8 protein-coding genes and 1 tRNA gene are annotated in these 9,841 nt (G+C 67.7%); 5 read left to right on the forward strand and 4 right to left on the reverse strand.

From position 1 onward, the window contains the following. Positions 1 to 351: 351 nt before the first annotated feature. Both VEY12_04375 and VEY12_04380 read left to right on the forward strand, forming a co-directional pair. Positions 352 to 1,878 (forward strand): phenylalanine--tRNA ligase subunit alpha, encoded by a 1,527-nt coding sequence (locus tag VEY12_04375; protein HYM39369.1) that lies wholly within the window; start codon positions 352 to 354, stop codon positions 1,876 to 1,878. A gap of 94 nt (positions 1,879 to 1,972) precedes the next feature. Continuing rightward, positions 1,973 to 2,461, forward strand: coding sequence for a tetratricopeptide repeat protein (locus VEY12_04380; GenBank protein ID HYM39370.1), 489 nt, complete (start codon positions 1,973 to 1,975; stop codon positions 2,459 to 2,461). Between the two features lie 231 nt (positions 2,462 to 2,692). Here the strand turns inward: VEY12_04380 and mptA are convergent, their stop codons facing one another. The 4 genes from mptA to VEY12_04400 form a co-directional block, all read right to left on the reverse strand. Further along, positions 2,693 to 3,580, reverse strand: coding sequence for a GTP cyclohydrolase MptA (gene mptA, locus VEY12_04385; GenBank protein ID HYM39371.1), 888 nt, complete (start codon positions 3,578 to 3,580; stop codon positions 2,693 to 2,695). Positions 3,581 to 3,636: 56 nt separating this feature from the next. After that, the gene (locus VEY12_04390; protein HYM39372.1) at positions 3,637 to 4,062 is read right to left on the reverse strand and encodes a secondary thiamine-phosphate synthase enzyme YjbQ; all 426 of its coding nucleotides are present in this window, start codon (positions 4,060 to 4,062) and stop codon (positions 3,637 to 3,639) included. 161 nt (positions 4,063 to 4,223) lie between these two features. After that, entirely contained in the window at positions 4,224 to 5,000 is a 777-nt protein-coding gene (locus VEY12_04395) for a hypothetical protein (GenBank protein HYM39373.1), read from the reverse strand. 158 nt (positions 5,001 to 5,158) lie between these two features. Next, complete coding sequence (locus tag VEY12_04400; GenBank protein HYM39374.1) at positions 5,159 to 5,539, reverse strand: ribbon-helix-helix domain-containing protein; 381 nt, start codon at positions 5,537 to 5,539, stop codon at positions 5,159 to 5,161. A gap of 600 nt (positions 5,540 to 6,139) precedes the next feature. Between VEY12_04400 and leuS the strand changes: the two genes are divergently transcribed. The 3 genes from leuS to VEY12_04415 all read left to right on the forward strand — a co-directional run bounded on the left by leuS (position 6,140) and on the right by VEY12_04415 (position 9,758). Beyond that, a complete protein-coding gene (leuS, locus tag VEY12_04405; GenBank protein ID HYM39375.1) occupies positions 6,140 to 9,028 on the forward strand; it encodes a leucine--tRNA ligase in 2,889 nt (962 codons plus the stop codon). 6 nt (positions 9,029 to 9,034) lie between these two features. After that, positions 9,035 to 9,547, forward strand: coding sequence for a hypothetical protein (locus tag VEY12_04410; protein ID HYM39376.1), 513 nt, complete (start codon positions 9,035 to 9,037; stop codon positions 9,545 to 9,547). Between the two features lie 75 nt (positions 9,548 to 9,622). Next, positions 9,623 to 9,758, forward strand: a tRNA-Lys gene (locus VEY12_04415). Positions 9,759 to 9,841 lie beyond the last annotated feature (83 nt).

Below are 9,841 nucleotides of genomic sequence, written 5' to 3' on the forward strand. Positions count from 1 at the left end.
CCCGGCGCGGAGGGCCTCGCGGGCCTGGGCGACCATGTACTCGAACTTCCCGACCCCGGGCGGACCCGCCAGCAGGATCGCGTAGTTCGTGGGGAACCGCGTGTCACCCATGGCCGGGCCCCCGGCGGGCTTCCGCTCGTCCCGGACGGCGAGAGACCTGGTTCACTGTCCGCGTCGATGCCCTGATTTCGCTTATAAGGGCCGTGACGTAGTTCTCACCTTTGAGAGTGGCGCGCCGCGGCGCCAGGAACGTTGCTCTTTCCGCAGGGCGGCAGCCCGTGCGGCGAGACCGCGTCTTCCTCTCCTCAAACCGGGAAAAGCATATACGAACGGGTCCCATCCGGCGGCGAAATGCCCCGCGACGTGGCGTCCGAGCTCAGCTACCTCGAGAAGCGAGTCCTGCTGACGCTGAGGGATCGAGGGAGTGCGTCCCCTGAGGAGATTCGTTCCAAGGGAAAGTTCAAGGAGCTCGTGGAGGTCATGAACGCAGCCTCCTGGCTCCAGGCGAAGGGCCTTGTGACGATGAAGGAGCGCGTCGTCCGCTCGTACGGACTCCGGGACAGATCGGTCGCGCGCACGCCGCTGCCCGAGCGCCGGGCGCTCCGAGCCCTCCTGAGGGCGAAGGGGCGGATGCCCGTCCCCAAGTTGCAGGCCGCCTGCCGATTCAACGAGGCGCAACTCGCGATCGCCCTGGGGTGGCTGCGACGCAAGGGGTGGGCGAACGTCGAGAAGGCGCCCGAGGGGAGCCAGCTCGTGGCCACGGCGGAGGGCCGCGCCGCGGCGAACGGTCGCGCGCCCGACGAGGAACTCCTGGCCCGCATGGCGAAGGGCGAGATCCCCGAGGACGCCGCCGACCCCAAGGTCCTCAAGGACCTGAGGTCCCGCCAGGACCTCGTCCGGGAACGGGAGGCGGTCCGTCGCGAGATTCGCCTCACGCCCGCAGGGGAGAAGGTCCTCGCCGCTGGGATCGAGCTGAAGCCCGAAGCCACGCTCCTGACCACGGACCTGCTCCGGGACGGGAAGTGGCGCGGGGTGGACTTTCGCCGGTACGATACGCGAGCCTTCGCGCCGACCGTCTGGCCGGGGAAGCGGCACGTCCTGGGAGCCTACCTGGAGAAGATACGTCGTATCTTCCTAGAGATGGGCTTCACGGAGATCGACGGGGACTACGTGCAGAGCGCGTTCTGGAACTACGACGCGCTCTTCCAGCCCCAGGACCATCCGGCCCGCGACCAGCTCGACAGTTTCTATCTGTCAAAGCCGCGGACCGTCGCACTGCCCGAAGACGCGGTCGTCCGGCGCGTGGCCGAAGCCCACGAGACGGGCGGCGGCACGGGGAGCAAGGGGTGGCGGTACGCCTGGGAGCGGAGGGAGGCGGAGCGCGCCCTGCTTCGGTCCCACACGACCGCGATCACGATTCGCTGGCTCGCCGACCATCCGAAGCCCCCGCAGAAGGCGTTCATCATCGGCCGGAACTTCCGCCGGGACGCGATCGACTGGAAGCACCTCCCCGAGTTCCATCAGGTCGAGGGCGTCGTCATGGAGGAAGGCGCGAACCTCGCCCAGCTCATCGGGATCATCGAGGAGTTCTACCGGCGGCTCGGGTTCCTGGGCTCCAAGTTCCGGCCCGGCTACTTCCCGTACACGGAGCCGAGCATGGAGCCCGAGGTACAGCTGCCCGACGGGCGCTGGATGGAGCTGGGAGGCAGCGGGATCTTCCGCCCCGAGGTCACGAAGCCTCTCGGGATCGAGACCCCGGTCCTCGCCTGGGGTCTCGGCCTCGAACGAGTGATCATGGCCCTCGAAGGGATCTCGGACATCCGCGAGCTGTACCTCAGCGATCTGGACTGGCTTCGGAACCACAAGACCATCGTCTGAGGCGCGAAGCGCGAGGGCGCCGCAGCGTCGACCTCGCGTGAGAATCCCCCAGGAAGGTTTATCAGGCATCCCCGGCGTTCCGCGGTCGGTTCCCATGCCCTCCGCCGAGGAAGCGATCGCCGCGGGAGAGCAAGCCCTGAGCGCCCTCGACTACGATGCCGCCTTCAAGCACTTCGACAAGGCGTGCAAGGAGGACCCGAAGAACGCGGTCGCCTTCTTCGGCAAGGCGGAGTCCGCGCTCGGCGTCCCCAAGGTGGAGGCGGAGGAGATCCTCGGGCTGTACAAGAAGGCCATCGAGCTGGACCCGGAGAACCCCCAGTACCACGACGCGCTCGCGTCCTTCTGCGTGGACCTCGGCCGGTTCAACGAGGCAGAGGAGCACTACAACAAGGCCGCGGCGCTCGACGAGGACAACGCGCCGTTCTACTGGTCCGAGTTCGCGATCAACTATGCGCGGAAGGCGCCCGTGGCCATGCAGCAGTTCCTGGACGACAAGACGCGGGACATGATCCGCGCGAAGGCGCTCACGTACGCGCTCAAGGCCCTCGACATCGGGAAGGAAGACGCGAAGCGAGTCCTCTGAGTCAGCCTCGAACTCCGGGCCGCGACCGCCGGCCGGTACGGCATGCGACGCAGACCCCGTCCATTCCCTGGTGGGCGTCGCACACGGGGCGGCCGCAGGCCACGCACGTCAACACCGTGGGACGGCTGCACACGTGGCACAAGGCCGGGAGGACCATGGCGGCGAGATGGCTGTTCGAGCCGAAGAGGTTTCCCACGCGCCTGGCCTGCCCGCTTCCGCGACAGGTCGAGATTACGGCGCTCGGAGTTCGGCGAACGTGGCGGCCCGTTCCGCGAGCGCGTTGTGCTTGTGGATCGACTCCTCGGCCTCGGACTTCACGCGCACCCACGCGGTGTCCGGCATGGTCGGGTACTTCGCCAGGAGCCGATCCAGCACCTCGCGTGCGACATCCTCGACGAAGCGCGGGTTCGCATGGGCGAGCTCGACCAGGCGGCCCTCATCCGGCCGCTTGAGCAGACCGTACGTGGGTGCGGACATGGATGCCTCGACGATGTCGATGAGGTCGTCCGCCTCGATGTCGACGCCGTCCGGCTCCTGGAGGATTAGGGTCGTGCGGTTCCGCTGGTTGTGGGTGACGAACGGGATGTCGTCGGGCCACGCCTTGATCTCGGGATGCTCCTTGACGAGCCGATCGCGGACCATCTCCATGGCGCACGGGCACGCGGTCATGCCGACGACCTCGACGCCGATGGACCGCTCCACGCTCGCGGATCCGCGACACGCGTTCGTGCGGGCGACCAGATGGTACGGTTCCATGGACGTGTGGCCCCAGGGGGACCGCCGCTCCAGGAAGTAGTCGGCTCGGGCCCAGACCTCCGACGTCGTCGCGTACTCGTGCTTCTTCAAGAGCTGCCGCGCGACCGTCTCCGTGAGCTCCTCCAGGCTCCCCACGGGCTCGCGCACGGAACGGTCCACGAGTTCGTTGATCACCTCGAGGTTCCGGGACAGGTGGGAGCCCTTCTGCTTCGGCGGCAGGTCTACGAACACGTCGATGGACGTCGTGAGGGTGAGGTTGCGACCCCGGCGGCGCACCTGCACGGGCTTCTCGACCCCGGTGACGCCGACCTTGTTCAGCCGGTACGAGTGGTTCGCGTTCTCGCTCTGGATGTCCCGCGGGATGGTCCCGGCCTCGGGGACGCCACCCGCGCGGGGGACTTAAAGATTGCCGGGCCGGGTCACGACTCGCCGACGATCTGGACGAGCACCTCGCGCCGCCGTGGCTTGTTGTCCAGCTCCAGGAGGACGACCTGCTGCCACCTGCCGAGGGCGAGCGCGCCGTCGACGACTGGGATCGTCAGGCTCGGCCCGAGGAAGGTCGCGCGCACGTGGCTGTGCCCGTTCCCGTCGCCCCACCGCTTCTCGTGTCCGTACTCCAGCTCCTCGGGGAAGAGGCGCTCCAAGGCCGCAGGGATGTCCTCCTCCATGAGGCCCGGTTCGAACTCGTTTGTCAGGATCGCGGACGTGCTGCTCGGGGTGAAGATGCACGCAAGGCCCGATCGGATGCGGGACTTCACGACCGCGGCCGTGACCTCGCGGGTGATGTCGGTCGCCTGCGGGCCTTTCCTTGTGGAGACCGAGAGCGACGCGGAGAACGCGACCATGGCATGTGGTACCGCGCGTCGTCGCAAGAAGCTTCCCGCCCTCCCGTCGGCGGAAAGAAAGGGTCGCGAGGGCCGCCCGACGCCTTGCGGCGTCGGTCGCCCGATGCCCTCGCGGGTGGGCGTGTTGGGGGGAGGAGTTACGTAATTTGGTAAAGTGGGGCTCAGCGGAGCCCGATGAATCCGTTCGCGTCGAACGCCACGGGGTCGATGTCCCAGGCTGCCTGGACGGTCTCCGGGGGCTGGACCTCCATGTGGACCGCGTGGTTGTTCTGTTCCTCGATCTCCTTGGCCACGGTCTCGACCTCCTCGGCGACCGTGGACAGGAAGGACTTGGCCAGGTGGTCGACGACGCCTTCCACGATGGCCGCGACCATGTAGTTGACCACTTGGAGCGCCTCGTTGAAGGACAGCTGGTCCGCGAACTTGTTCAGGGAGTTGTTGTCCACGACGATCAGGCTGTCCGCCTCCGCACGGAGCTCGTCGAGGCCCGCCTTCGCGACCTCGCCGCGGCCCTCCGCGTCGAAGGGGATGATGCCCACCGCGATGGTCACGGCGCCGTTCGCGCGCGCAGCGCGGGCCACGATGGGCGCGGCGCCCGTCCCGGCGGCACCGCCCATGCCCGCGACGACGAAGACGATGTCCGAGGACAGGGTCTCTTTGAGGTTCGCCTCGGAGCCTTCCGCGGCCGTCCGCGCCGCGGCAAGCCGGTCCTCGCCGTCGACGTGGCTCAGCAGGACCTTGAAGTCCGCCTCGGACTTCGACAGCCCCGCGGGGTCCGTGTTGACCGCCACGGTCTCGACGCCCTTCATGTCGCGATCGTAAAGCGCGCTCACCACGTTGCCGCCTGCGCCGCCGACGCCGACAACGCTGATCTTCGGGTCGACGGCGTCCTCAAACAGTCCGTTGATGACCTCGTCGACGTAGTCTCGGGGTATCATTCACCTAGCCTCCGCCTCGCGCACGTCCCTCGATGGCTCGAGGGAGGCCGGAGGGGTTCCCCGCGTCCGAAGGTGTGCATCCCATCCCTTCATGACCGTTCCCATCCCATCCTTTGTCTGCCTTGCGGGGTTCCCTTCCAGCTTCCGACACGCCTCGCTCATGGGGGGATGACGCCGTCCTTCGCGCCGTCGGAGACGGAGACCACCTTGCCCGTCGTCTTGTCGATCTCCTTGCGGTGGTCCTGGATCTCCTTGACCCGCTCCCGCGTGAACCACTCCTCGATGCTGCGGACGATCGCGTGCTCCCGACTCAGGAAGTACCCGTCGCCCACGAGGCGGTCGATCAGGTCCAGGTAGTACCTCGGGACGTGCAGGGACACCGTGTTCCCCTCGCCCCGGAGGCTCTGGTTGAACGACTGGACGGCGTCACGGACGAGCTGGGAGCGGCTGTCGTACGACTTGTTCTCTTTCAAGAACGCGTCGATCAGCTCGAGGTTCTCCTTCTCGAGCCGCAGTGTGATCCGCTCGTTGTCGTCCATCCCGCACCGTCCCATTCACGCGGTCGGTATGACGCGAGTCACACCGTCTCTCCCCGCATGATTTTGGCGTGTTGTGGGCGGTATCCTGGGGGACTTTATAAATACGTTTTGTCAAGTGTCATACGACGTATGACAGTCCCTCCATCACGCCCCCGCGGCGCGCTCGGGTTGACGTCGGGACTTTTATCGGGCGCACGCGATGCAAACCGAGATTCGCGACGCAGCGTCGCCCCCGGATGGGAGCGTGCTTCGCGGCTACGAAAAGCTTTACGACGGGCGTCCGTTCCGGCGCCCGTGGCGAAGCGGAGGCGGGGCGGGTCCTCGGGGCGACCCCGCGCTCGGCGCGTCCGCCTTCGAGCGGTCCAACGGAAACGGAGGTCTCGCCCCCCGACTCGGAAGACCCGTCCGCGCGTTCCAAAGCGGATGGCACGCCGCGCCGTCCGCGGGAAGGTCCGTGCCCCTAGGCGGTCCACGTTGCGCGGCCGAACCCACGGTCGTGCACGGCGTGTCACACAAAAGGCGCGCTCGCGCGCACGCAGGCGCCGAGTACGCCGCCCGGTCGCATCGAACCGTCCGCGACGCGTTCGGCCGTCGACCCGCGTGGACCTAGCGACCATCGAGCGGAAGTGGCAGGCCGCGTGGGAGGAGGCCCACCTCTTCGAAGCCTCCGCACAGCCAGGACGGCCCAAATGGTTCTCCAATGTCCCCTACCCGTACATGTCGGGGTACCAGCACCTCGGGTTCGGCGTGTCGTTCCTTCGGGCCGAGTTCCAGTCCCGATTCCGGCGCATGCGCGGCTACAACGTCCTGCATCCGCAGGCGTTCCACTGCACGGGGCTCCCGATCCTGGGGGCGGCGAAGCGCGTGGCCGAGGGCGAGCCCGGGCAGATCCGGATCCTCGAGCAGATGGGCGTGCCCCGTGCGGAGATTCCCAAGTTCGCGGACCCCATGCACTGGATTGAGGTCTTCCCGAACGCGACCATCGAGGACCTCCGGAGCCTCGGCTCCGCGATCGACTGGCGGCGTTCCTTCATCACGACGGACCTCAACCCGCCGTACGACGCGTTCGTGAAGTGGCAGTTCCGCCGCCTCAAGGAGGGCGGCTACGTGAAGATCGACAAGCACCCCGTGATCTGGTGCCCCAAGGACCAAGCGCCCATCGGGGACCACGACCGACTCGAGGGCGAGGGGGTGACCCCGCAAGCCTTCACCCTGCTCAAGTTCCCCCTCTCGGACGGTCGGGTCCTGGTCGCGGCGACCGTCCGACCGGAGACCGTCTTTGGCCAGACGAACATCTGGGTCGACCCCGACTCCCCGTACGTGGTCGCGTCCGTCGACGGGGAGCGGTGGGTCCTGAACGACCAGGCCGCGACCAAGCTGGCCGAGCAAGGGAAGAGGGTCCTCCGCGAGTCCACGATCCGCGGCGCCGACCTCGTGGGGAAGGAGGGCATCGCGCCCATGATCAACCGAGCGGTCCCCGTGCTGCCGGGCTCCTTCATCGACCAGGGCCGCGGGACCGGGATCGTCACCAGCGTCCCTTCGGACGCTCCGGACGACTACGTCGCCCTGCGAGAGGTCCAGGGGGACGATGTCCTCCTGGACCGGTACGGCCTGGACAAGGAGCGGATCCGCGCGATCCAGCCCGTCCCGATCATCAAAACGCCGGGCTTCGGGGCCCTCCCCGCCAAGGAGGTCGTCGAGCGCATGGGGATTCGGCGGCAGCGGGAGACGGAGAAGCTCGCCGCGGCGAAGGCGGAGGTCTACAAGTCCGGGTTCTACCAGGGCGTGATGAACGAGAACTGCGGGTCCTACGCGGGCATGCGCGTCGAGATCGCGAAGGAGGAGATCCGCAACGAGCTCCTCGCGAGTCACCAGGCGGACACGCTCTACGAGCCGAGCGCGGAGGTCGTGTGCCGCTGCACGACTCGCGCAATCGTCAAGGTCGTCGAGGACCAGTGGTTCCTGGCGTACGGCGACCCCGCGTGGAAGGCGAAGGTCCACGACGCCCTGTCCCGGATGAACCTGTACCCGGATGGGCTTCGGAAGCAGTTCGACTACGTGGTGGACTGGCTCCAGGATTGGGCGTGCGCCCACCACAAGGGACTCGGGACGAAGCTGCCCTGGGACGACCACTGGGTCATCGAGTCCCTCTCGGATTCCACGATCTACATGGCGTACTACACGATCGCCCACGTGCTCCAGGACGGGGCGCTGCGAAGCCAAGTGGCCTGGGCGTCCCGCCTCGATGACGCCTTCTTCGAGTACGTGTTCCTGGGCCTCGGGGATGCCGCTTCCGTGGCGGCGAATCTTGGTCTGCCCGCCCACGTCGTCGAGGGCATGCGACGGGAGTTCACGTACTGGTACCCCTTCGACCTCCGGAACACAGGGAAGGACCTGCTCCAGAACCACATGACGTTCTGCCTGTTCAACCACACCGCGGTCTTCCCCCCGGAGCTGTGGCCCCGCGGCTTCGGCGTGAACGGATGGGTCCAGATGGCGGGCATGAAGATGTCCAAGTCCCGCGGCAACGCCGTGTACATCCGCGAGGCCGTCCGGGAGTGGGGCGCGGACACCCTACGCGCGACCGTGGCCAACGCGGGCGATGGCGTGGACGACCCGAACCTCGATCGGGAGTTCGCGGCCGCGATCCGTACACGGCTCCAGGATTGGCACGCGTACGCGACGAAGCGGCACGCGACGCGGACGGACCGTCACGCGGTCGATGCATGGTTCCTGTCCACCTTGAGCCGTGCGGCCGCGTCGACGGTGACGGCCATGGAGGCGATGACCTACAAGGCCGCGTTCCGGGCGGGGTACTTCGACCTCCAGGCTGCCTGGGCCTGGTACCTCCGGCGTTGCGGCGGCCGACCCCACGCCGACGTGCTTGCACGATTCATCGACGTCCAGACGAAGCTCCTCGCCCCCTTCACCCCGCACGTGTGCGAGGAAGTCTGGCATCGGATGGGCAAGGAGGGGTTCGTCTCGAGTGCCGCGTACCCGGAGCCCGTGCCGGCCGAGATCGACCCCGCCGCGGAAGCCGGTGAGGCGTTGCTCCAAACCACGCTCTCCGACGTCCGAGAGATTCTCAAAGTGACCCGGCTCAGGCCGAAGCGCCTCGCGCTGTACGTCGCGCCCGCGTGGAAGGTGCGCGTGCGCGCGCTCGCGATCGATCTCGCGCGCGCGGGATCCGCCCCGATGAACGTCCTCATGGAGCGTGCCCTCGCCGAACCCGGGATGCGGGAACGGGCGGCGGAGGTCGCGGCGTACGCGAAGAAGCTCTCGGACGACCTGCGGCGCACGAAGGCCGAGGAGGCGGCGCGGTTCGCCGTGGCGGATGAGGCGGCGCTCTTTCGGGAGAACGCGCCCTTCTTGGCGTCCGAGCTGGGATGCCGGGTCGAGGTGTTCCCAGCCGACGATCCGAGCCGATGGGATCCCGGGAACAAGGCAGCCCATGCGGTGCCCGGGCGGCCCGCGATCTTCGTGGAGTGAGGCCCGATGAAGATCCCCAAGTCCACGGCCCCCGAACCGCCGGCGTTCAAGAGGAAGCGCGGACCGCCTCCCCAGGCTACGAAGCTCCTGGTCGCCTCGCTCGGAGCCGGCCTCGTGTTCATGGCCCTCTTGGCGATCGTGTTCGTCCCCCGGTACTTGGAGAACCTGAACCCGCCGCCGTCCACGGTCCTAATCCTCCAGGCGAACACGACCGTAGGGCCGCGGATCGTCGTCATATCCACGACCCTGAACTTGAACCTCTCCCTGTTCAACGCAACCCTGGTGCAAAACGACACCGTGGTTGCCTCGCTGCCCGCGGGTCTCGGAGGTGGGGGCACCGTCCTCGGATTCACGGACGCGAATCACGACGGGGTCCTGGACACGGGGGACTACTTCACGGTGAACGCGTCCTCCCTGTCCAACGCGGTCGCGGGGCGCTTCTCCCTGCAGGTGTACCAGGTCAACGTGGGGTACCGCGTGGGCGTCGCCTCATGGACGGGCCTCCTGCGCACGCCCTGAGGCCGACGGGATTGCGACGGGCCTGCGGCCCTCCGGCGGAATCTTTAACTAAGCGCGTTCGTTTGGTCGCGGCGCGGGCCTGTAGCTTAGCTAGGTAGAGCGATCGGCTCTTATCGGCGCGCCTGTCGGAACGTCGAGAGACACCGATAGGTCAAGGGTTCGAACCGACCGCGCGGACGCTCCCGCGGTCCCGGAAATCCCTTCAGGCCCGTTCTTGCTTTTGGCGGTGAAGCGGCTAGCTTACGCTGCGCGTTGGGCGAAAGGGTATGGGCGTCGAGGGACATGGGGTCGCCC

The sequence above is a fragment of the Thermoplasmata archaeon genome, assembly GCA_035632695.1.
GTDB lineage: Archaea > Thermoplasmatota > Thermoplasmata > RBG-16-68-12 > RBG-16-68-12 > RBG-16-68-12.

Excerpts from the sequence above, each read along its gene's own strand:
- VEY12_04375 (HYM39369.1), top strand. The coding sequence starts at position 352 with ATGCCCCGCGACGTGGCGTCCGAGCTCAGCTACCTCGAGAAGCGAGTC.
- VEY12_04380 (HYM39370.1), top strand. The coding sequence starts at position 1,973 with ATGCCCTCCGCCGAGGAAGCGATCGCCGCGGGAGAGCAAGCCCTGAGC.
- VEY12_04390 (HYM39372.1), bottom strand. The coding sequence starts at position 4,062 with ATGGTCGCGTTCTCCGCGTCGCTCTCGGTCTCCACAAGGAAAGGCCCG.
- VEY12_04395 (HYM39373.1), bottom strand. The coding sequence starts at position 5,000 with ATGATACCCCGAGACTACGTCGACGAGGTCATCAACGGACTGTTTGAG.
- VEY12_04400 (HYM39374.1), bottom strand. The coding sequence starts at position 5,539 with ATGGACGACAACGAGCGGATCACACTGCGGCTCGAGAAGGAGAACCTC.
- VEY12_04410 (HYM39376.1), top strand. The coding sequence starts at position 9,035 with ATGAAGATCCCCAAGTCCACGGCCCCCGAACCGCCGGCGTTCAAGAGG.